Origin of the sequence: Paraburkholderia caffeinilytica, from assembly GCF_051027425.1 — a bacterium.
GTDB classification, from domain to species: domain Bacteria; phylum Pseudomonadota; class Gammaproteobacteria; order Burkholderiales; family Burkholderiaceae; genus Paraburkholderia; species Paraburkholderia caffeinilytica_A.
In genome coordinates, this window is sequence record NZ_CP186552.1 from 925,934 (window position 1) to 947,776 (window position 21,843).

Sequence of the window (21,843 nt, forward strand, 5' to 3'; positions counted from 1 at the left end):
TAAAGACGTGCCGTTTTTATTCATGGCGGCGTTCGTTGCCGCCGCAGCGCGTCTTACTTCACACGCATGCCCGGCTTCGCGCCGCTATCCGGCTCGAGCACGTAGAGGCCGGGTTCGGCTTTCTCGTCGGTGGCCGAGGCCGCCAGCACCATGCCCTCGGACAGGCCGAATTTCATCTTGCGCGGCGCGAGGTTCGCGACCATCACCGTCAGTTTGCCGACCAGTTGCTCAGGCTGATAGGCCGACTTGATGCCCGAGAACACGTTGCGCGTTTTCTCTTCGCCAATGTCGAGCGTGAGTTGCAGCAGCTTGTCCGAGCCTTCCACCGCCTTGCAGTCGACGATCTTCGCGATGCGCAGATCGACCTTCGCGAAATCGTCGATCGAAATGACGCCGGGCGTTTCATCCTTGTCTGCGGCGGCTGCTTTTGCTGCTTTCGACTTGGCCTTCGCATCCGCCGGCGCCGCGGCTTCCGGCGTGGCCTGAAGCGAATCGCGATTCGCCGCAATGAGCGCGTCGATCTGCTTCGGATCGACGCGCGTCATCAGATGCTTGTACGCGTTGATCGGGCGCGCGGAGGAGAGCGGCACGTTCGCGTCGGCCCACACCAGCGGCTCGATGCCGAGGAAGCCTTCGACCGCTTCAGCCAGCTTCGGCAGCACCGGCTTGAGCGCCAGCGACAGCAGACGGAACGCCTCGACGCTCACGCTGCAGGTCTCATGCAGCGCAACTGCGTTCGCCGGATCTTTTGCCTGATCCCACGGCTTGGCGGAGTCGACGTAGGCGTTGACCGCGTCGGCCAGTTCCATGGTCTGACGCAGCGCGCGGTTGTACTCGCGCGCCTCGTAATTCGCGGCGATCTGCGGCACGGCGGCGCGCAGCGAGGCGAGCAGCGGGTGCTGCATTGCGCTGTCCTGCACGCGGCCGTCGAAACGCTTGATCAGGAAACCGGCTGCGCGGCTCGCGATGTTCACGTATTTGCCCACCAGATCGCTGTTCACGCGTGCCTGGAAGTCGTCGAGGTTCAGGTCGAGGTCTTCCATCGTGCTGTTCAGCTTGGCGGCGAAGTAGTAGCGCAGCCATTCCGGATTCAGACCCGTGTCGATCACGCTTTGCGCGGTGATGAACGTGCCGCGCGACTTCGACATCTTCGCGCCGTCCACCGTCAGGAAACCGTGCGCGAACACGTTGGTCGGCGTACGGTGACCCGAGAATTCGAGCATGGCCGGCCAGAACAGCGTGTGGAAATACAGAATGTCTTTGCCGATGAAGTGATACTGCTCGGCGCTCGACCCTTTGCGGACCCACGCGTCGAAATCGAGGCCGCGTTTTTCGGCGAGGTTCTTGAAGCTCGCGTAGTACCCGACCGGCGCGTCCAGCCACACGTAGAAGTACTTGCCCGGCGCGCCCGGAATTTCAAAGCCGAAATACGGCGCGTCGCGCGAGATATCCCAGTCGGCGAGCTTGGCTTCGCCGGCGTCGCCGAGCCATTCGCGCATCTTGTTGGTAGCTTCCGGCTGCGCCAGACCGCCTACCCATGCGCGCAGGAAATTCTCGCAGCGCGGGTCGGACAGGCGGAAGAAGTAGTGCGTCGAGGTCTTACGAATCGGCGTGGCGCCCGAGACGACCGAGTACGGATTGATCAGATCGGTCGGCAGGTAAGTCGAACCGCATACTTCGCAGCTGTCGCCGTATTGATCCTTCGCGCCGCACTTCGGGCACTCGCCCTTGATGAAGCGGTCCGGCAGGAACATTTCCTTGACGGGGTCGTATGCCTGTTCGATATCGCGTGCTTCGATCAGGCCGGCTTCCTTGAGCGCCAGATAGACCGATTCGCTCAGCACGCGATTCTCGTCGGAATCGGTCGAGTAATAATTGTCGAACGAAATCCCGAAGCTGTCGAAATCGCGCTTGTGTTCCTGCCAGACACGGTCGATCAGCTGCTTCGGCGTCAGACCTTCCTTTTCCGCGCGCAGCATGACCGGTGTGCCGTGCGTGTCGTCGGCGCCCACGTAGTAGACCTCGTGCCCGTGCATTCGCAACGTCCGGACCCAGATGTCCGTCTGGATATATTCGACCAGATGGCCGATATGGATTTGCCCGTTCGCGTACGGAAGGGCTGACGTGACGAGAATCTGGCGACGGCCTGACGGCGCGCCTGCGGAGAGATCGGTTGCGGGTGCTGACATAAGAATGGTGGGAGCCTGCGGTGGGACGAAACGTTGATTCTAGCAGGGCCGGTGCCCGGCGCGGGCTGGGCCGTCTGGGCCACGGCCGGGTGATTGCTGGAGCGGGGCGGTGCGTCTCCCAATTCCCTTGGGGGGACTTCCTGGGGATGAAAACCGTGCGCCCAAAAAAAACCGGGGTTATTAACCCCGGAGCAACAACGACAAGAGGAGAATGGTGACGCGACGGCAATTGCCAGCCACGTACCGTAAAGAGAGACCGCGGATTTTCGGCAGAGTTCGAAATTTTTTCGCTCTCGTGCGAGATTTTTTGCGTCGGCCCGCGTTTGTCCGAATTTGCCTTTTACTGCGTGCCGGACACCGGCGGTGCCAGACGGCAAAAGGCGGCAAGCGCCGCCTTTTGTCCGGTTGCTTCTTCCTCTTTCAGGCTGTGCCGTTATTGCGTGGCGTGCTGAGCCGTGGCACGCAGATAGATTTCCACGCGACGGTTTGCGGCACGGCCGGCTTCGGTGTTGTTGTCGGCGATCGGCTGGTTCTGGCCCATGCCTTCAGCCGACAGGCGTTGCGGCGCCACGCCGCGTTGCCCCAGATAGCCCGTCACGCTTTGCGCGCGATTGACCGACAGTGTCTGGTTGTATGCCGGCTGACCCGTGCTATCCGTGTAGCCGACCACCTGGGCGATCAGTTCCGGATTCTGCTGCAGGGTCTGCGTCAGTTGATCCAGCACCGGCGCGAACGACGGCTTGATCGCGTAGCTGTTGGTGTCGAACGTGACCGAGCTCGGGATGTTCAGCTTGAGCGAGCCGTCCGGCTGCTCGGTGATCTGCGTGCCGGTGCCCTTGGTCGCGCCCGACAGCTTGTTGTGAATGGCTTGCCAGTTGTAGCCGGTGATGCCGCCTACCGCAGCGCCGACGCCCGCGCCGATCGCCGCGCCCTTGCCGCCGCCGAAGATCGCGCCGAGTGCCGCGCCGGTGCCGGCGCCCACGCCCGTGCCGACAGCCGTGTTAGTGCCCTGTTGGGTTGCACAGCCTGCCAGCAGCGAACCGGCAACGGCAAAAACGGCAAGGCGAGTCATGATTTTTGCGTTCATTTTTTGATTCCTCTTGAGTGAAGCAGGTGGAAGCGATAAATCTATTCGCCAAACGTAACGGTCGTAAAGCGCATGACTCGAGAATACGAGAATCCTGCGCCTTCCCTGGTCCCGGTCCGACAGTGGAGAAGGGTCTTCCGGCAAGGCTTGGCGCCAGCCACTACAATGATGACTGAAGTACGCAGCGATGCGACCCCATGGCGTCCCGCCTGCCCGAAGGGTGCACGGCGCATCTGGTTTTAGCAATGCTGCCTAACAATTTTTTTCAAATTCCGGCGTGTGGCTGAACTTGGATTCTGCCGCGCCGCAAGTGTTCCCCACGGAGTGTCAATGAGTATCGATCGGGCTTTGGTCGACGCCGCCCTCGCGGCCGTCACTGACCCCAACACGGGCAAGTCCTATGCGGCTGCCAGGAACATCAGGAACGTGGCCGTGGAGGGTGGCACGGTTAGCCTCGAAGTGGTACTCGGCTATCCGGCTAAACGGCAGTTTGAAGCGGTTCGCGCGCAATTTGCCGACGCGCTGAAAGCCGTACCCGGCGTGGCAAACGCGCGCGTCGAGGTGTCCCAGCACATCGCGGCGCACACGGTGCAGCGCGGCGTCAAACTATTGCCGAACGTTAAAAACATCGTCGCGGTGGCGTCGGGCAAGGGCGGGGTCGGCAAGAGCACGACCGCCGTCAATCTCGCGCTGGCGCTGGCGAGCGAAGGCGCGTCGGTCGGCATCCTCGATGCGGACATCTATGGCCCCTCGCTGCCAATGATGCTCGGCATTACCGGCCGTCCCGAATCGCCCGATGAAAAGTCGATGAACCCGATGGCCGGCCACGGTTTGCAAGCCAACTCGATCGGCTTCCTGATCGAGCAGGACAACCCGATGGTATGGCGCGGCCCGATGGCCACCTCGGCGCTCGAACAACTGCTGCGGCAGACCAACTGGCAAGATCTCGACTACCTGATCGTCGATATGCCGCCGGGCACCGGCGACATTCAGCTGACCTTGTCGCAGCGCGTGCCGGTGACGGGTGCCGTGATCGTCACGACGCCGCAGGACATCGCGCTGCTCGACGCGAAGAAGGGCCTCAAGATGTTCGAGAAGGTCGGCATTCCGATCCTCGGTATCGTCGAGAACATGGGTATGCATATCTGCTCGAATTGTGGCCACGAAGAGCATATCTTCGGCGCCGGCGGCGGCGAGCGGATGGGCAAGGAGTACGGCGTCGACGTGCTCGGCAGCCTGCCGCTCGATATCGCTATCCGTGAGCAGGCCGACTCGGGCAAACCCACGGTCGTGGCCGATCCGGAGGGGCGTATTGCCGGGATTTACCGGTCGATCGCGCGTAAGGTTGCGATCCATATCGCCGAGCGGGCTCGCGACATGACTTCGAAGTTTCCCAGCATCGTTGTCCAGAACACCTGACTAGCCGTTCGGACAAGGGCCAACGCGGGGTCAAGGCGTCAATTTTCGCCTGGTCTCGCGGTATCATGTCGACTTCACAAGTTCGGCTCGGCGGCCGCAGGGGCGGCCGCCAGGCCGGCAAGAGGATCGCATGGGAAAACGAATCGACGGGCAGGCGGTGCATGCGTTCATCGTCCTGGCTGCCAGCAGCATGCTGTTATGCGGCTGCAGCACGTTCCTGAGGCCACAGGAAAAGCGTGCTGACGCGCAGTTGCTGCCTACCGTGGGCAATCAGGCGCACGGCCTCGTGACGTTCATCGAGCGTTCGGATGGCGTGCAGGTTACCTACAATCTTGCGGGCTTACCGCCCAATAGCGACCACGCATTGCAAGTGCACGAGCGCGGCGACTGCAATGCCGCCGACGGCTCCAGCGCCGGCCCGGTGTTCTCGCCGGCAGCCGAGCGTCTGAAAGTGGGTGCCCGGGTCGAGGGCGATCTCGGCAATATCCACGCGGACGCGAACGGCGTGGCCAGCGGCTTCATCGTTGCACCTGACGTGTCGCTGGACGGTATCCGCTCGGTGTTGCAACGCGCGGTGCTGTTGCATCACGACGCGACCGACCCTTACGCGTATCCGCAGCTTGGGGCAGGCCCCGCGCTCGCCTGCGGGCTGATTCGCCAATGAGGCGCCACGCACCGTGCGCGTTATCTGCGTGCGGAGCGGCTTGACCGCCGCGCAACGGCTTCTGGACGTGCGCCGGGCCGTGCTCAGGCCATACCCGTAGCAGCATTCTCATGATCGCGTAAAATAAGCGCCTTTCGTTGGGGGCGTGTAGTCCGGGGCGTCCGGGCTGCGTAGCAGGGAGCCGTCTGGCCCGGCGCACGTAGCTGGGGGCACCCAGCCCGGAACGCGCGCTTGAGGCCTAGTCCGCGGCGCCCGTTTGAACGGCGTTCCGCCCAAGGCGGCCCCCGAGAGTTTGCCGATAAGTTGCCCGGTACCCACCGGGTTGTTACCCGTCACACACCTGTCACTCAAGTCGAGCAGCGTTCACCTATGACTATCAAATCCGACAAGTGGATCCGGCGCATGGCCGCGTCGCACAACATGATCGAGCCGTTCGCACCCGATCAGGTCCGCGTCTCCGAAGATGGCCGGAAGATTGTCAGCTACGGCACCTCGAGCTACGGCTACGACATTCGCTGCGCCGACGAATTCAAGATCTTTACGAATATCAACTCGACCATCGTCGATCCGAAGAACTTCGACGAGAAGTCGTTTGTCGATTTCAAGGGCGATGTCTGCATCATCCCGCCGAATTCGTTCGCGCTGGCCCGCACGGTCGAATATTTCCGCATTCCGCGCAGCGTCCTGACCGTGTGTCTGGGCAAATCCACGTACGCGCGTTGCGGGATCATCGTCAACGTGACGCCGTTCGAACCGGAATGGGAAGGGCACGTTACGCTCGAATTCTCGAATACGACACCTTTGCCTGCGAAAATCTACGCGAACGAAGGCGTCGCCCAGGTGCTGTTTTTCGAAAGCGACGAAATTTGTGAGACGTCGTACGCGGATCGCGGCGGCAAATATCAAGGTCAGCACGGCGTCACGTTGCCCAAGACGTAACGGCGGCAGCGTACTGACCCACCAGCTATTCGGGTGACCGCTGCTTAGTCGAATGCAGCGGTCGTTCTTTTTGGAGAATCGTCCATGAAGTTTCGTTTTCCCGTCGTCATCATCGACGAAGATTTTCGCTCCGAGAACATCTCGGGTTCCGGCATCCGGGCTTTGGCCGAAGCTATCGAGAAAGAAGGCGCGGAAGTGCTCGGGTTGACGAGCTACGGCGACCTGACTTCGTTCGCGCAGCAATCGAGCCGCGCATCGTGCTTCATCCTGTCGATCGACGACGACGAACTGCTGCCGTACGTCGATAACGTCGTGGTGGAAGGCGAGACACCGGAGCTGGCTGCCGCGATCGTCGCATTGCGCGCGTTCGTGACCGAAGTGCGCCGCCGCAACGCCGACATTCCGATCTTCCTGTACGGCGAAACGCGTACCTCGCGCCACCTGCCGAACGACATCCTGCGCGAACTGCACGGCTTCATCCACATGTTCGAGGACACGCCGGAGTTCGTCGCGCGCCACATCATTCGCGAGACCAAGGTCTATCTGGATTCGCTCGCGCCGCCGTTCTTCAAGGAACTGGTGCAGTACGCGGACGAAGGCTCGTATTCGTGGCATTGCCCGGGGCACTCGGGCGGCGTCGCATTCCTGAAGAGCCCGCTCGGTCAGATGTTCCACCAGTTCTTCGGCGAGAACATGCTGCGCGCGGACGTGTGCAATGCCGTCGACGAACTCGGTCAGCTGCTCGACCATACCGGCCCGATTGCCGCCTCCGAGCGCAATGCGGCGCGCATTTTCAGCGCCGACCACGTGTTCTTCGTCACCAACGGCACGTCGACCTCGAACAAGATCGTCTGGCACGGCACGGTGGCGCCGGGCGACATCGTGCTGGTGGACCGCAACTGCCACAAGTCGATCCTGCACGCGATCACGATGACCGGCGCGATCCCGGTGTTCCTCACGCCAACGCGCAATAACTTCGGCATCATCGGCCCGATTCCGCGCAGCGAATTCGAGCCGGAAAACATCAAGAAGAAGATTCTCGCGAATCCGTTCGCCCGCGAAGCATTGGCGAAGAATCCGGACCTGAAGCCGCGCATCCTGACCATCACGCAGAGCACGTACGACGGCGTGATCTACAACGTCGAGATGATCAAGGAAATGCTCGGCGACTGGCTCGACACGCTGCACTTCGACGAAGCGTGGCTGCCGCATGCCGAGTTCCACGAGTTCTATCAGGACATGCACGCGATCGGCGCGGGCCGTCCGCGCATCGGCGCGCTCGTGTTCGCGACGCACTCCACGCATAAGCTGCTGGCCGGTATTTCGCAGGCTTCGCAGATCGTCGTGCAGGATTCGAAGAACAGCCGCTTCGACAAGCACCGCTTTAACGAAGCGTATCTGATGCATACGTCCACCAGCCCGCAGTACGCGATCATCGCTTCGTGCGACGTCGCCGCCGCCATGATGGAAGCGCCGGGCGGCACGGCGCTGGTCGAGGAATCGATTGCCGAAGCGTTGGATTTCCGCCGCGCGATGAGCAAGGTCGACGCCGAATACGGCGACGACTGGTTCTTCAAGGTGTGGGGCCCGGAGACGTTCGCGGAAGAGGGCATCGGCTCGCGCGAAGACTGGATGCTGCGCCCGAACGACGCGTGGCACGGCTTCGGCCCGCTCGCCGAAGGCTTCAACATGCTCGACCCGATCAAGGCGACCATCGTCACGCCGGGTCTGGATATGGACGGCGGCTTCGGCGAGTCCGGCATTCCGGCCGCGATCGTGACGAAGTACCTGGCCGAGCACGGCATCATCGTCGAGAAGACCGGGCTGTATTCGTTCTTCATCATGTTCACGATCGGCATCACCAAGGGCCGCTGGAACTCGATGGTCACCGAACTGCAACAGTTCAAGGACGACTACGACAACAACCAGCCGCTGTGGCGTGTGTTGCCCGACTTCGTCTCGCATCATCCGATGTACGAACGCGTCGGGTTGCGCGACCTGTGCGATCAGATTCACAGCGTCTACCGTGCGAACGACATTGCGCGCCTGACGACCGAGATGTACCTGTCGAGCATGGAACCGGCGATGAAGCCGTCGGATGCGTTCGCCAAGCTCGCGCATCGCGAGATCGACCGGGTACCGATCGACGAACTCGAAGGCCGCGTCACGTCGATCCTGTTGACGCCGTATCCGCCGGGCATTCCGCTGCTGATTCCGGGCGAGCGCTTCAACAAGACTATCGTCAGCTATCTGCGTTTCGCGCGCGAGTTCAACGAGCGCTTCCCCGGTTTCCACACGGATATCCATGGGCTTGTCGGCGAAACCATCAACGGGCGCATCGAATACTTCGTCGATTGCGTGCGCGCCTGACGATGCGGGTAGTGAAGTTCCTGCCGGGTGCTGAGGGCTGGCGGCGCGCGTTCGGCGCGCTGGCCCTGACGGCGGCGATGTCGGCGGTGGTGCTTGGCGTCGCGCCGCTTCAGGCGCATGCCGAAGTCGCCGCAGCCGATCCGATCGATGCGTCGATGCGCACCTGTCTTGCGCGCAGCGACATGTCGTCGACGGCGGGGCAGGTGCAGTGCATGGACAACGCGCGGATCGGCTGGAAGGCGGCGTTGGACGGCGCCTGGCAGCAGCTTCAGGCGAAGTTGCCGCCGGCGCAACGCAAACCGTGGGAAAAGAGCCAGGCGAGCTGGCAGGCTTCGCGCGATGTCGAGAAACAATTACTGGCAGCCGTGTTCGAGACGACACACGGTTCGATGTACGTATTGGCCGAAGCCGACATGCAGTTGCAGCCCGTGCGTGACCGCGCACTTTCGCTGCGAAGCGCGGTGGCCAGGATCAGCGCCGGGGGCGATCCGCCGCACCGTGCTCGCGCCTGTACTGCGGACGCGCAATGCGAACATGCCATGTTCGATCTGAACCGCTATTACCGCCGCTTGCAAGCGAAGATGCCGGTGCGTTCACGCTCGACGCTCGTGCGTGCGCAAAAGGCCTGGACTGCGTATCTTGACGCTACCGCGCCGGTGATCGACGAACGCAGCCGCATCGATATCATCGGTGCGCGGGTGGCGACGCTTAAGCGCCTGTCGGAGACGGTTGGCAACGATTGAGTGGTTGCCTACGGCGTTGGGGTTTGCTTGGTCTGGTTGCCTGCACGGCGTTTATTGTTGTGCGCCTACGGCGTTGGCCTTTCCTTGTTTTGTTATTGGTTTATTAGCGTCGCCCCTGTGCGGGGCAGGCACCTACTTTTCTTTGCCTGCTGCAAAGAAAAGTAGGCAAAAGAAAGCAGCTCACCCCGCTAATTCTTAAGCGGGTCCCCCGCACAGTCACGGTAGTGGCGCATCTGGAATCCGTGCCCTCGCGCATTCAACGTTCGTGACAAGGCCATCATACTTCCGGCGACGCTGCGCGCGCCGTGGCGGTCGTTCATCGAAGCAGCCAGCGCTTTTGCGCCCAGTGGTAATTCACGAAGTGCCCTCTATCCGGGACCCGCGGCATCTCAAATTGCCGTTTGCCGCGCCCGATGCCTGCGGCACTTTACAAAACCGCTACCGGAGTTCGCTGCCCGTGATACTTCACAGTGGTACCTCACCGCGGTACTTCACCGTGGCACTTCAAAATGCAGCTTGCTGTTTTTAGCGTCCAGGCGCGCTTCGCATGCTGCTGGCTATGCTTGACGTCGGTGGTCTTCCAAAGCACCCAGGCGTCCTTGACACTAATCGCTTGAGCGCCGGCGGCGTTTGCGGCCGAGGCAAAACCGATGGCTCTCACCACGCTCAACCGAAGTCCCGGGTTCCCGATGGACCCTTCCGGCGAGCACGTAGTGCGAGGCGGGAAGCATGACGGCCTTGTCACGAACGTCGAATGTGCGGAAGCACGGATTCCAGATGGACCACTACCGTGACTGTGCGGGGGACCCGCTTATAAGCTGGCGGTGTGAGCTGCTTTCTTTTGCCTACTTTTCTTTGCAGCAGGCAAAGAAAAGTAGGTGCCTGCCCCGCACAGGGGCGACGCTAATAAACCAATAAGAATTCAAGGAAAGGCCAAAGACCAAAGAATCCAGATCAAGGAAAGGCCAACGCCGTAGGCGCACAACAATAAACGCCGTGCAGGCAACCAGATCAAGACAAACCCAACGCCGTAGGCAACCAGACCAAGCAAACCCTAACGCCGTAGGCAATCAAACCAGACAACAAAGCGGCCGCGCAGCCAAACCAATCAAGGAAAGCCCAAAGAATCCAGATCAAAGAAAGCCCAACGCCGTAGGCAACCAGACAACAAAGCGCCGCGCAGGCAAAAGATCAAAACCACGAGCCCACCGCGGCAACCCAAACCCCAAAAAACAGGCCGCCGCGAAGGCCCAACCCTTAATCCCGCGCTGAAGAAGCCGCCCCATGACTCAACCAGTCAAGCACCGCGGTAGCATCATCATCAGCGCCCTGTCGCGCCTTAGCGACCGTCTCAGCTACATCCGCGCTAGGCATAGCGCGCCGAATCGCCACTCCAACCGCAAGAATATCGATCATGACAAGATGCAGAATCCGCGAAATCATCGACAACTGCGACTCGCGAATTTCAATGTGATCGGTCTCCAACGCGACAGTAGCCCGCTTGGCCAATGGCGTATTGCTTGAGGTAATGGCAATCACCTTGGCCCCCGCCTGCATGGCGACATCCAGCACCCGCAGTAACTCAGGCGCCCGTCCCGACTTGGACACCGCAACAATCACATCACCCTTGCCGAGCAAAGCAGCCGACGCCGCCTGCATATACAGATCGCCATAGGCAATCGTCGGAATACCAAACCGGAAAAACTTGTAATGCGCGTCCTGCGCGACGATGTTCGAATTGCCGAGTCCATAAAACTCGATCCGCCGCGCGCTGTTCAACAGATCGATGGCACGCTCGACCTGATCGAAATTCAAATGCTCGCGCAACTGCAAAATCGCGGACACGGTGTTGTCCAGCACCTTCGCACCGAAGTCCGTCGCGGTGTCGCCCAGATGCACCTGGCTATGACTCACCGGAATCGTGCCGGTTAAACCCGTCGCCAGCTTCAGCTTGAAATCCGACAAGCCCTGGCAGCCGAGCGAGCGGCAAAAGCGGATCACCGTCGGCTGGCTCACGTCGGCCTTGCGCGCAATGTCGACAATCGGATCGTTGATGATCGAACGCGGATGATTCAACGCGAGATCGGCCACGCGGCGCTCGGCCGGCGTCAACGCGTCGCGCATCTGGCGAATCCGCTCGAACACGGCCGATGAACTGCCGCCCGCGCGGTTCGACAACTGCTCCGCGAGAATCGCCGACACACCCAGAAACGCCGGATATTCAGCGGTAATCACGTAAGTCGGCACGTTCTGCAAATACGCCTCGAAGCGGCCCTTCGCCTCGAACCGTTTGCGAAACGACGAGCGCGCAAAGAACTCGCCGAGCCGCGGCACGACGCCGCCGCCAATGTAGATGCCGCCCAATGCGCCGAGCGTCACCGCGATATTCCCCGCGAAGGTGCCGAGAATGCCGCAGAACACGTCGACGGATTCGGCCGCGAGCGGCTCGCCTTCCATCGCGCGCTTGACGATCTCGATCGTGTCGACATTCGCCGCCACCCGTTTCTTGTCGCGGCCCGCCAGCGCACGGTAAATCACTTCGATGCCGGGACCCGCCGCCACCCGCTCGAACGAGACGTGCGACCACTTTTTGCGCGCATATTGCAGCACGATGTCTTCGCGTTCGTCGGCCGGCGCGAAGGTGGCGTGGCCGCCTTCGCTGCCGAGCGCGATCCAGCGGTCGTCGGCCGGAATCAGACCGGATACGCCCATGCCGGTGCCCGGGCCGAGCAGCCCGATCACGCTGTTCGGACGGCGGGTGCCGCCGCCGACCTGCACGCGCTGCGCGTCGGTCAGACCGGGGAGGGCCATGGCCAGCGCGGTAAAGTCGTTCACCACCAGCAGCGTGTCGAAGCCGAGCGCGCGGCGCGTGGCTTCGATCGAAAAGCTCCAGTCGTGATTGGTCATGCTGACCTGATCGCCGTCGACCGGATTCGCGATCGCAATCGCCGCGTGATTCACGCGGCCGATCCTGGTGTCCTTCAGATACTTCTTGATGACTTCGGCAACGCCCGGATAGTCCGCGCACGGATAGACCTGCACCGAGCCGATCTCGCCCGGGCTTGTTTCGAGCGCGAAGCGCGCATTGGTGCCGCCGATGTCGGCGAGCAGCCTCGGTCCATCGGCGTGCTGGCCCGCGCCCGGAACAGCCTTAGTTTGCACACCAGTAGACATCGAGTCTCACTCCCTTGTCGTTTGCCAACTGCGAGATGGCATTTTTTTGTAGCGAAGCGGAGGCGGCATTCAGCACGTCCATCTTTCGCGGTCCTGCGATCAGCAAAAACAGATGCTTCACTTCTTTCAAGGCCGAGAGCGACCAGCTCACGCGCGCATGCGGCGCGCTGCCGGGATGCACGGCGACGAAGCGCTCAGTGGTGGTGATCGCGTGGTCCCATTCGGGCGCGTCCGCGAAAATCGACGCGGTGTGGCCGTCTTCGCCCATGCCGAGAATCGCGACGTCCGGCACGGCGCTAAAGCGCGGGTCGGCGTTCAGCGCGGCAACGTGCGCGTTCAGGTCTTGCGTCGTGTCGACCAGCGGCCAGAAAGCGGCGTGCTGCGCGGCGTTCTGCAACAGCGTGTCGTGCACGAGTTGCGAATTGCTCGCGCTGTCTGTTTCCGGCACCCAGCGGTCGTCGACCAGCGTCACGGCAATGCGTGCCCAGTCGAAGGATTGCGTGGACAACGTCTGCAGGAACGGACGCGGACTGGTGCCGCCGGACACTGCAAGCATTGCCGGGCGCGCGCCAGTTGACGTGCCCGCGGCGGCCGTGGCCGCCTGTGCGGCGAGCGACGCATGTAACGCGTCGCCAACCGCTTTCGCCAACGCGTCGGATTGGGCGCGTTGATCGTCGAAAGCGTGAAGCTCGATCACTTCTCCTCCGTGCTGCTTTCTTGTTAGATCTGCGGAACGTGCCGTACTGCTCTCACACGATGCCTGCAAGCGGGATGGCTTGCGGGCGCCTTCGTGATACCGGCGCCATTCCGTTCAGTTCGTCGGTGGGTCTTGCAGGCGCCGTGCCGTGCTTCGATCAGGATCGGGCATGGTATGACGCCGTAATTCAGTTGATTCAATTCTCTTCTTCGAGCCAGCAGGTGTCGTGCTGCGCCAACATCGCGCTCGCCGCGGCCGGTCCCCACGTGCCTGCCGCATACGGCTTGGGCGGTTTGTTGGAAGCAGCCCATTCGTTGAGGATCGGTTCGACCCAGCGCCATGCCGCTTCCTGCTCGTCGCGCCGTACAAACAGCGCGAGCCGGCCGTTGATGACGTCGAGCAATAGACGCTGATACGCCTCCATCTGCCCTTCGCGGAAGAACCGGTCGAACGCGAGGTCGAGGTGGACGCTGGCGAGGTTCATGCCTTCGCCCGGCTGCTTCGCAAGACAGTAGAGGCGAATGGTTTCGTTCGGCTGCAAGCGGATCACGAGACGGTTTGCACCGCCGCGCAACGCGGACGCGCCCAGTGCCGAATGTGGCACTGCACGAAAATTCACCACGATCTCGGCGACACGATCGGCGAGACGCTTGCCCGTGCGCAGGAAAAACGGCACGCCAGCCCAGCGCCAGTTTTCGATTTCCACCTTCACCGCAACGAAGGTTTCGGTCGTGCTGTCCGGCTTCACGCCAGGTTCGGTTGCATACGCCGGCACCGCGCTGCCGCGGATCACGCCCGCATGATACTGGCCGCGCACCGCGACCTTGCCGATATCGCGCGGATCGATCGGCTTCAGCGCGCGCAGCACGCGCAGCTTTTCATCACGGACCGAGTCGGAATCCATCGAATGCGGCGGTTCCATCGCAACGATGGAAAGCAGTTGCAGCAAATGGTTCTGCACCATGTCGCGCAAGGCGCCGGTGTTGTCGTAGAAGTCGCCGCGCGCTTCCACGCCGAGTTCTTCCGCAATCGTGATCTGAATGCTTTCCACCCATTCACGGCGCCACAACGGTTCGAACAGCACATTGCCGAAACGCAGCGCGAGCAGGTTCTGCACCGGCTCCTTACCGAGGTAGTGGTCGATCCGGTAGATCTGTTCTTCGGCGAAGATTTCACCGACTGCATCATTAATTGCGTTGGACGACTTGAGGTCGTAGCCAAGCGGCTTTTCCAGCACGATGCGCGAATTTTCGTTGAGCCCGACCGAGGCCAGCGCGCGGCAGATCGGCACGAACAGCGACGGACCCGTTGCCAGATAGAACACCCGGATGCCGGCGCGGCCGCTCAAGGCGTCGCGCAGCAGCGTGAAGTCTTCAGGGTTGCCGAGATCGATCTTCACGAACTCGATACGTTCGAGGAAGCTCGCCCATGCCGTTTCATCCACACCGTTCTTCGACACGTGCGGTTTGACGTGCTCATTGACCCAGTCAATGTAGGCCGCACGATCCGCGATATGCCGCGCTACCGCGACGATCTTGCCGCTGTCGGCCAGCATGCCGCCTGCACGGTGCGCTTCAAACAGTGCCGGCAGGATCTTGCGCATCGACAGATCGCCGGTTCCGCCGAACAGAACGAAGGTGAAGCTTGAATCGGTTTGCATGTGTCTCCGTCGATATCCTGGGGCCGCCGTGCTGACCGAAAAGGGCGACCGTAGTCCGATAAAATATTTTTTGACACTGAATTGTAGTTTAACTACAATCCAAATCAAGAGGTAGCGCTAATTCGATGAAAAAAGGCGTGCGTTGTAAGGCTGGATGCGCGTTTTCCCGAATCGGCAGGCGCTCCCTGCATGTTAACGGACATTGCGTGCGGGCACGTGCCAGCATGCCCCCGGCGGCCCTTACGGAAAGCCGGAAGGCTGAGTTGGCGTCAGGGTTAACGTGTGAGGCACCTCGAGTCTGCCGCGCGCGACGCGGGCAGGCAAAAATCAAAAGAGGAGACAGTCAGTTGCATCCCGAACCACTCATCTCTTGAGCTTCCAGCGGCCGGATATCGGTCCGCCGTCACATGCCTCAAGCATGTGACCGACCGTGCTCGATCGCCCAGTGTTTTGCCTGTTTGAACCAACCACAGCACCCTGGCGACATCAGGGGCCATTTGTTTTTTGTTCAGGTGTCTGGAGGAGATAAGCAATGAAATTTCGCGCGATCATGGGCGCTTTGTGCGCTGCGGGTCTGATGTGTGGCGTCTCGGCTGTGCAAGCCGCCGAGTCGATCGAAGTGTTGCACTGGTGGACTTCGGGCGGCGAATCGAAAGCCGTCGGCGTCCTCAAGGACGACATGACGAAGCAGGGTTACACGTGGAAGGACTTCGCGGTTGCTGGCGGCGCGGGTGCGGCCGCCATGACGGCACTCAAGACGCAGGTGATCTCGGGCAACGCGCCGAGCGCCGCGCAGATCAAGGGTCCGCTGATCCAGGACTGGGCTTCGCAGGGCGTGCTGGTGCCGATCGATTCGGCCGCCGCCGACTGGAAGAAGAACCTGCCGCCGGAAATCGACAAGATCATGCACGCCGACGGTCATTACGTTGCCGCGCCGTTCTCGGTGCACCGCGTGAACTGGCTGTACATCAACAAGGCAGCACTGGACAAGGCCGGCGGAAAGGCGCCGACCACGTGGCCTGAGTTCTTCGCTGTGGCCGACAAGATGAAGGCCGCGGGCATCCAGCCGATCGCGATGGGCGGTCAGCCGTGGCAAGACCTGACGCTGTGGGAAGACGTCGTGCTGTCGCAAGGCGCGGGCTTCTACAAGAAGGCGCTGGTCGACCTCGACGAGAAGACGCTGACGTCGGATCAGATGGTCGGCGTGTTCGACACGGTCCGCAAGATCCAGGGTTACTTCGACGCGGGCCGTACGGGCCGTGACTGGAACCTGGCAACGGCCATGGTCATCAACGGCAAGGCTGGCATGCAGTTCATGGGCGACTGGGCGAAGGGCGAGTTCGCCAACGCCGGCAAGAAGGCCGGCTCGGACTACATCTGCGCTGCGGTTCCGGGCACGGAAAAGGCTTACACGTTCAACGTCGACTCGTTCGTGTTCTTCCAGCAGAAGGGCCAGAAGGCTGCAACGCCGGGTCAACTGGCGCTGGCCAAGACGATCATGTCGCCGGACTTCCAGGAACAGTTCAGCCTGAACAAGGGGTCGATCCCGGTTCGTCTGGGCGTGTCGATGGCCAAGTTCGACGACTGCGCGAAGAAGTCGTACGCGGATGAACAGGTGGCGATCAAGTCGGGCGGCTATGTGCCTTCGCTGGCACACGGCATGGCGCAACCGGATGCAGCAGCCGGCGCGATCTCGGACGTCGTCACGAAGTTCATGAACTCGCAGCAGGATTCGAAGAGCGCGGTTGCTGCGCTCGCGAAGGCTGCGAAGACCAAGTAAATAGCGGCTAGCAAAGTAGTGCGCCCGGCCGTTCCCTTCGGGGGCGCCGGGCGCGTTCCCAGGAATGCTTGCAGCCGTTGCGTTACTTAGGGCGAGACACTTCACCCCCGGTTTCATCGAGTCATACTTATGCCGTTCCGGTCTCGCGTTTTTCGTGCGTGAGCGCCCCGGCGGTACAGTTTCAGCAGGAGTCGAGTAGTGACTGCTTCTATCAGCGGAAACGGGAAAACCACGGCTTCCGTGACCCGCCGCACGTCGCCGATGGCGGCCCTTGCCGATCGCTGGATTCCGAAGCTGGTGCTCGCACCCAGCGTCGTGATCAGCCTGATCTTCGTGTATGGCTTCATCGCTATTACCGGCTATCTGTCGCTGTCGAATTCGCGACTGATGCCACGTTATGATTTTGTCGGTCTCGATCGTTATCGCGAACTGTTCGATAACGACGTGTTCTGGACGTCGGCTGCCAACCTCGGCTGGTTCGGCATTCCGTTTATCGGTATCTGTATCGGCCTCGGCCTGTTCCTCGCGATCCTGCTCGATCAGCAGATCCGCAACGAAGGCGCGCTGCGCGCCGTGTTCCTGTACCCGATGGCGCTCTCGTTCATCGTGACGGGTACGGCATGGCAATGGATCATGACGCCGAGCGTCGGTCTCGAGAAGGTGTTTCACGACTGGGGCTGGACGAGCTTCTCGTTCAGTTGGCTCGGCGACCCCGACAAGGCGATTTTCTGCGTCGTGATCGCGGCCGTGTGGCAATCCACCGGCTTCGTGATGGCGCTGTTTCTTGCAGGCTTGCGCGGTGTCGACGGTGAAATCTTCAAGGCCGCGCAGATGGACGGCGCCGGCTTGCCCACCATTTACCGCAAGATCGTGATTCCGAGCATGCGCCCGGTGTTCTTCTCCGTGCTGCTGATTCTCTGCCACATCACGATCAAGACCTTCGACCTGGTTGTCGCGTTGACCGCGGGCGGTCCGGGTACGTCTTCATCGCTGCCGGCTATTTTCATGTACACGTTTTCGTTCAATCGCGGGCAGCTTGGCGTCGGCGCGGCATCGTCGATGATGATGCTCGCTACCGTTGTGGCCGTGCTCGTGCCGCTGATGTATCTGGAATCGAGGAGCACCCGCAATGCAGCCTAAGATGACGATCAGCCGTGCCGTCATTTATGCGGCCTTGATTCTGTTCGCCCTGTATTTCCTGTTTCCGCTGTACGTGATGCTGTCCACCTCGTTCAAGGACATCGACCAGCTGCGCTCCGGCAACCTGCTCACGCCGCCTACGCATTGGACCATCGACCCGTGGATCAAGGCATGGAGCGGTGCGTGTACGGGTGTGCGTTGCGACGGCATGCAACCGTTCTTCATGAACTCCGTGCGCATGGTGATTCCGGCCGTGCTGATCTCGTCGATCATCGGCGCGTTCAACGGTTATGTGCTCACGCACTGGCGCTTCCGTGGCGCGGATCCGATCTTCACGATGATCCTGGTCGGCTGCTTTATTCCGTTCCAGGCGATCCTGCTGCCGATGGCGCGTTTCGAAGGTTTTCTCGGTCTGTCGAACACGACCACCGGCCTGGTGGTGGTGCACGTGATCTACGGTATCGCCTTCACCACGATGTTCTTCCGCAACTTCTACGTGAGCATTCCGGCCGAACTCGTGAAGGCCGCGCGGATCGACGGCGCCGGTTTCTTCACGATCTTCACGAAGATTCTGCTGCCGGTGTCGCTGCCGATTTTCATGGTGTGCCTGATCTGGCAATTCACGCAGATCTGGAATGACTTCCTGTTCGGGATTGTGTTTTCCGGCGTCGATTCGATGCCGATCACGGTGGCGCTGAACAACCTCGTGAACACCTCGACCGGCGTGAAGGAATACAACGTGGACATGGCCGGTGCGATCATCGCCGCACTGCCCACCTTGCTCGTCTACATCGTCGCCGGACGCTATTTCGTGCGCGGCCTGACGGCGGGCGCAGTGAAGGGCTAAACCCGGGCTAGACCCTACGCATCGCGGCGGCGCTTTTTCGATAGTGCGCCGCCGTTATCCGACCAAAGTTTTCAAGCTGTACCAGAGACAAGAGGATTCACAGCATGGCAAGCCTTTCCATCCGTGACGTGTACAAGACTTACCCGAACGGGGTGCCGGTTCTGAAGGGTGTCAACATCGACATCGAAGACGGCCAGTTCCTGATTCTCGTCGGCGGCTCGGGCTGCGGGAAGTCGACGCTGCTCAATATGATCGCCGGCCTCGAAACCGTGACCAAGGGCGAGATCCAGATCGACGGCAAGACGGTGAACAACCTCTCGCCGAAAGATCGCGACATCGCGATGGTGTTCCAGTCGTACGCGCTGTATCCGTCCATGACGGTGCGCGAGAACATCTCGTTCGGCCTGAACATCCGCAAGGTGCCGAAGCAGGAGCAGGCGCAGATCGTCGAGCGCGTGTCGAATACGCTGCAGATCACGCATTTGCTGGACCGCAAGCCGGGCCAGCTGTCCGGCGGTCAGCGTCAGCGCGTGGCAATGGGCCGTGCGCTCGCACGCGATCCGGTGATGTTCCTGTTCGACGAACCGCTGTCGAATCTCGACGCGAAACTGCGCATCGAGATGCGTTCGGAAATCAAGCTGCTGCATCAACGCCTCGGCACGACGATCGTCTACGTGACGCACGATCAGATCGAAGCGATGACGCTCGGCGACCGCATCGCAGTGATGAAAGACGGCATCGTCCAGCAGTTCGGCGCGCCGCAGGATATCTACGACTCGCCGGCGAACCTGTTCGTGGCCGGTTTCATCGGCGCGCCGCCGATGAACTTCATCCAGGGCAAGCTGGTGGAGCAGGGTTCGGGCGTCGGCCTCGAACTGGATACAGGCAACTTGCGAGGCGTGTTGAACCTGCCGTTCGACTCCGCGAAAGTGAAGTCGCACCTGGGGCGCGAAGTGATTCTGGGCCTGCGCCCGGAGCGGATTACCGATGCGCGCGGCGCGCACGGCGACAATGCGTCGTTGCAGCCGATCGAAGTCAAGGTCGATGTGATCGAACCGACCGGACCGGACACGCTGGTGTTCGCGCAAGTCAACGGCAAGCGCATCGTGAGTCGCGTGCACCCGGCGTCGAATCCGCAGCCGTTGTCGAATGCAACGCTGTTGTTCGATACGTCGAAGGCGGTGCTGTTCGATCCGGCCAATGAAGAACGGATCGCCTGAGGCGAGTCATTCGCCGGCCGATTCGAACTGAACCGGGATGAAGTGTGGAAGGCCCCATGCGTTGTGAAACGCATGGGGCCTTTTTCGTTTGCCGGGTACCGTTCACGCAGACAAGGGCAGGAGCCTGACGCTCCTGCGGCAAGCCATCAAGTGCCCGTGATACGCAGATCCGGATTGTTCCGTGCCAGTTCGGTGACCCACTCGGTGAAGGCGCGGAGCCGCGAACTCAGGTTGCGGCGATGCGCGTACAGGATAGACAACGGCGTGCCAGGGCTCGTGTAGCTCGTGAGGATTTCCTTGAGCGCGCCTTGCGCAATCAGATCGGCGACCATAAAGCGCGACGGCTGGATGATGCCGTGGCCGAGCGCCGCCGCACCGATGTAGACGCTGCCGTCATTGACCGCCAGCACGCTCTTCAGCGTGACCTTGACGATCTCGCCGTCCACCTGGTATTCGAACGGGAAGGTCTTGCCGCTGCGGGCGGAAACGTAGTTGACGGCGCGATGTTCGCCGAGCTCATCGAGCGTAGTGGGGGTGCCGTACTTCTCCAGATAGGCCGGCGAGGCGCAGGTCACGATCCGCGCGTCGCCGATGTGCCGCGCGACGAGACTCGACTCTTCCGGCGTACCCATGCGGATCACGCAATCCACCCCGTCCTGAATCAGATCGATGTTGCGATCCGCCAGCCCGAGCCGCACGTCGATCTCGGGGTATTGCCGGTAGAAATCGTCGAGCGCCGGCAGCAGCAGCGCACGGGCGAGCGTGCCCGAGGTATCGACGCGAATCGTGCCGCTCGGATGCTCGCGCTTGTTCGACAGCGACGATTCGGCATCGGCGACTTCCGCGAGAATGCGCACGCAACGGTCGTAGAACAGCGCGCCGTCTTCGGTCACGCTGACCTGCCGCGTGGAACGGTTCAGGAGGCGTACGCCGACGTGTTCTTCCAGCGCCTGAATGGTGCGGCTGACTTTGGCGCGAGGCAGATCGAGCGATTCGGACACTTTGGTGAAGCTGTTCGCCTCGACCACACGCGTAAATATCTCCATCGCTTCAAAACGGTCCATGTTTTGCCTTAGGGAGTGATGGGCTGAAGTGGGTTTCGAAGTGAAGTGTATAGGTTGGAAATGGCGTTGTCGCAATGTGATCAGCGCGGCGCGCGAATGGGGTCGCCTGTCAGTTTGCCCGCGCGCCTGCTGCGCCGTGCTGCGTAATGTCGTGCCGTGCCGCGTCGGCGCGTTCAATCCCGGTCGGGCGCGCCGAGCGGAAATAGCGGGCGATACGGGCGTGCCTCGTCGACCGCGCGTGCAAACGATGGCCGGGCCAGCAGCCGCTTCCGGTAGGCGAGCACGTGAGGAAACGCCGGGCCGATGCGATGCGTCCAGTCGGCATAAAACAGAAACGGCGCGGCGCCGCAATCGGCGAGGCTGAAGGTATCGCCGGCGGCCCATTCGCGTTCAGCCATCACCTTGTCGAGCCAGCCGTAGGCGGTGTCGAGCATGGCGCGGGCGTCGGCGACGCCGCGCGGATCACGCTCCGGCTCGGCACGCAGACTGTCGAACACGATCTTCTGCTGCGGCGTCGAGATGTAGTTGTCGAAGAAGCGGTCCATGCTGCGCACTTCCAGCGCGGCGCGGGCGTCGGCCGGCAGGAGCGGCACCGGTCCCGGGTGATACAGGCCTAGATATTCGATGATGATGCTCGCCTCTACCACCACGCGGCTGCCGTCGACCAGCACAGGAAAGCGCTTGATCGGCCAGAGCGCGGCGAGCTCCCCCATGACCTGCGGATCGTCGTGCGACAACAGGCGCAACTCGAACGGCGTGCCGTTTTCGTAAAGCGCGGTCAGCGCCTTCTGGCAATAGGAAGAGAAGGGGTGGGCATAGAGCTTCAAGGTCATCGTGGTCACCTGTGGCG

The 21,843-nt window shown here is 61.7% G+C and carries 16 protein-coding genes; 9 read left to right on the plus strand and 7 right to left on the minus strand.

Annotated features, from left to right (window positions below; all coding sequences use genetic code 11):
- Positions 1-53: 53 nt before the first annotated feature.
- Together metG and ACOSV0_RS04075 are read right to left on the minus strand one after the other, a co-directional pair.
- Complete coding sequence (metG, locus tag ACOSV0_RS04070) at positions 54-2,189, minus strand: methionine--tRNA ligase (protein WP_434108898.1); 2,136 nt, start codon at positions 2,187-2,189, stop codon at positions 54-56.
- 433 nt (positions 2,190-2,622) lie between these two features.
- On the minus strand, positions 2,623-3,276 hold the full coding sequence (locus tag ACOSV0_RS04075) for an OmpA family protein (protein ID WP_434108899.1): 654 nt from the start codon (positions 3,274-3,276) through the stop codon (positions 2,623-2,625).
- Positions 3,277-3,606: 330 nt separating this feature from the next.
- On the opposite strand from ACOSV0_RS04075, the gene apbC reads away from it, so the two are divergent.
- The 5 genes from apbC to ACOSV0_RS04100 all read left to right on the plus strand — a co-directional run bounded on the left by apbC (position 3,607) and on the right by ACOSV0_RS04100 (position 9,411).
- On the plus strand, positions 3,607-4,695 hold the full coding sequence (gene apbC, locus ACOSV0_RS04080; RefSeq protein WP_434108900.1) for an iron-sulfur cluster carrier protein ApbC: 1,089 nt from the start codon (positions 3,607-3,609) through the stop codon (positions 4,693-4,695).
- Between the two features lie 130 nt (positions 4,696-4,825).
- Positions 4,826-5,359: a superoxide dismutase family protein gene (locus ACOSV0_RS04085; protein WP_434108902.1), complete on the plus strand. Its 534-nt coding sequence runs from the start codon at positions 4,826-4,828 to the stop codon at positions 5,357-5,359.
- Between the two features lie 369 nt (positions 5,360-5,728).
- Complete coding sequence (gene dcd, locus ACOSV0_RS04090; protein WP_012432068.1) at positions 5,729-6,298, plus strand: dCTP deaminase; 570 nt, start codon at positions 5,729-5,731, stop codon at positions 6,296-6,298.
- 84 nt (positions 6,299-6,382) lie between these two features.
- Positions 6,383-8,668 carry an Orn/Lys/Arg decarboxylase N-terminal domain-containing protein gene (locus ACOSV0_RS04095; protein ID WP_434108903.1) on the plus strand — a complete coding sequence of 762 codons (2,286 nt, stop codon included), beginning with the start codon at positions 6,383-6,385 and terminating at the stop codon, positions 8,666-8,668.
- Positions 8,669-8,670: 2 nt separating this feature from the next.
- Positions 8,671-9,411, plus strand: coding sequence for a lysozyme inhibitor LprI family protein (locus tag ACOSV0_RS04100; protein ID WP_434108904.1), 741 nt, complete (start codon positions 8,671-8,673; stop codon positions 9,409-9,411).
- A gap of 1,257 nt (positions 9,412-10,668) precedes the next feature.
- On the opposite strand, the gene ACOSV0_RS04105 is transcribed toward ACOSV0_RS04100, so the two are convergent.
- The 3 genes from ACOSV0_RS04105 to zwf form a co-directional block, all read right to left on the minus strand.
- The gene (locus ACOSV0_RS04105; RefSeq protein ID WP_434108906.1) at positions 10,669-12,585 is read right to left on the minus strand and encodes a bifunctional transcriptional regulator/glucokinase; all 1,917 of its coding nucleotides are present in this window, start codon (positions 12,583-12,585) and stop codon (positions 10,669-10,671) included.
- Entirely contained in the window at positions 12,563-13,282 is a 720-nt protein-coding gene (gene pgl, locus ACOSV0_RS04110) for a 6-phosphogluconolactonase (protein WP_434108907.1), read from the minus strand. Before pgl ends, ACOSV0_RS04105 begins: the two co-directional genes overlap by 23 nt.
- Before the next feature lie 196 nt (positions 13,283-13,478).
- Positions 13,479-14,942, minus strand: a complete 1,464-nt coding sequence (zwf, locus tag ACOSV0_RS04115; protein WP_434108909.1) for a glucose-6-phosphate dehydrogenase — start codon at positions 14,940-14,942, stop codon at positions 13,479-13,481.
- A 532-nt stretch (positions 14,943-15,474) separates the two neighbouring features.
- On the opposite strand from zwf, the gene ACOSV0_RS04120 reads away from it, so the two are divergent.
- The 4 genes from ACOSV0_RS04120 (at position 15,475) to ACOSV0_RS04135 (ending at position 19,929) form a co-directional block, all read left to right on the plus strand.
- A complete protein-coding gene (locus ACOSV0_RS04120; RefSeq protein ID WP_434108910.1) occupies positions 15,475-16,722 on the plus strand; it encodes an ABC transporter substrate-binding protein in 1,248 nt (415 codons plus the stop codon).
- Between the two features lie 198 nt (positions 16,723-16,920).
- A complete protein-coding gene (locus tag ACOSV0_RS04125) occupies positions 16,921-17,862 on the plus strand; it encodes a carbohydrate ABC transporter permease (protein ID WP_434108911.1) in 942 nt (313 codons plus the stop codon).
- Positions 17,852-18,709, plus strand: coding sequence for a carbohydrate ABC transporter permease (locus ACOSV0_RS04130; protein ID WP_434108912.1), 858 nt, complete (start codon positions 17,852-17,854; stop codon positions 18,707-18,709). Before ACOSV0_RS04125 ends, ACOSV0_RS04130 begins: the two co-directional genes overlap by 11 nt.
- 104 nt (positions 18,710-18,813) lie before the next feature.
- Complete coding sequence (locus ACOSV0_RS04135; RefSeq protein ID WP_434108914.1) at positions 18,814-19,929, plus strand: ABC transporter ATP-binding protein; 1,116 nt, start codon at positions 18,814-18,816, stop codon at positions 19,927-19,929.
- 146 nt (positions 19,930-20,075) lie between these two features.
- Here the strand turns inward: ACOSV0_RS04135 and ACOSV0_RS04140 are convergent, their stop codons facing one another.
- Complete coding sequence (locus tag ACOSV0_RS04140; RefSeq protein ID WP_434108915.1) at positions 20,076-20,993, minus strand: LysR family transcriptional regulator; 918 nt, start codon at positions 20,991-20,993, stop codon at positions 20,076-20,078.
- 173 nt (positions 20,994-21,166) lie between these two features.
- Positions 21,167-21,826 carry a glutathione S-transferase family protein gene (locus ACOSV0_RS04145; RefSeq protein ID WP_434108917.1) on the minus strand — a complete coding sequence of 220 codons (660 nt, stop codon included), beginning with the start codon at positions 21,824-21,826 and terminating at the stop codon, positions 21,167-21,169.
- Positions 21,827-21,843: the final 17 nt, after the last annotated feature.